The 988-nt window shown below is 63.0% G+C and carries 2 protein-coding genes; both read left to right on the top strand.

The genetic code is table 11. From position 1 onward, the window contains the following. Positions 1-79: 79 nt before the first annotated feature. Positions 80-547 (top strand): YaiI/YqxD family protein, encoded by a 468-nt coding sequence (locus EOA33_RS36820; RefSeq protein WP_127407806.1) that lies wholly within the window; start codon positions 80-82, stop codon positions 545-547. A 25-nt stretch (positions 548-572) separates the two neighbouring features. After that, on the top strand, positions 573-988 hold a 416-nt coding region (locus EOA33_RS36815), incomplete at its 3' end, for a DUF1345 domain-containing protein (RefSeq protein ID WP_127407805.1).

Below are 988 nucleotides of genomic sequence, written 5' to 3'. Positions count from 1 at the left end.
GCCCTGCCGGCCTGACAAGTTCGAGAATTTCTGCCATGGGGCCGGTCAAAGCCGGCCCCATGTTCGTTTTGGAGGGACGATGCCCGCACCCGTCATCTATGTCGACGCCGACGCCTGCCCGGTCAAGGCCGAGGTCGAGAAGGTCGCGGCGCGCCACGGCATTGTGGTCACCTATGTCTCCAATGGCGGCCTGCGCCCCTCGCGCGATCCGATGATCCGCAACGTCGTGGTGTCCAAGGGCGCCGACGCGGCGGATGACTGGATCGTGGAGAATGCCGTGTCCAACGACATCGTGGGGACGGCCGATATCCCGCTTGCCGCGCGCACGGTGGCGCTCGGCGCGCATGTGCTGGGCCCGACCGGCCGTCCCTTCACGCCCGAAACCATCGGCATGGCGGTGGCGATGCGCGACCTGAAGCAGCATCTGCGCGAGACCGGCGAAAGCAAGGGCTACAATGCCGCCTTCGCGCCGCAGGATCGCTCGCGCTTTCTTGGCGAGCTCGACCGCATCTTGCGGTGGGCGTTGAAATCCGTCACACCGGACTGATCCGAACGCCTTTAGAGGCCGGGCCATGGGTGCCGACACATCCGTCAAAACGCCAATGCATCCGCACATGCAGTTCGCGTTGTCAGCGGCCATTGGCATCGTCGCTTTGCTGCTAGCGTTGCTCCTGCGCATCCCGCTTGCCTATTCGATCGGCGCCAATGTCTTCTTTGCCGCCTATATCGTTCTGGTCCTCGCCTTGATGCCGAGGCTTACCGGCAACTATCTCAGCAAGAACGCGCGCGCTACCGACCTCCCTGTACTGGGTATCTTTGCAGTTACGCTCTTCATCGTCGGTGTCGCCACCGTTTCACTGTTCCATCTGATCAACCAGAAGGAGGCCGCGCATCCATTCGAGCTCAGCTTCGCCATCCTGTCGATACCGCTCGGCTGGTTCACCATCCACGCCATGGCGGCGCTCCACTACGCGCATGTCTACTGGAT

The sequence above is a fragment of the Mesorhizobium sp. M4A.F.Ca.ET.050.02.1.1 genome (genome assembly GCF_003997725.1).
Classification (GTDB): Bacteria; Pseudomonadota; Alphaproteobacteria; order Rhizobiales; family Rhizobiaceae; genus Mesorhizobium.
This window is presented reverse-complemented; position numbering and strand designations above follow the sequence as displayed.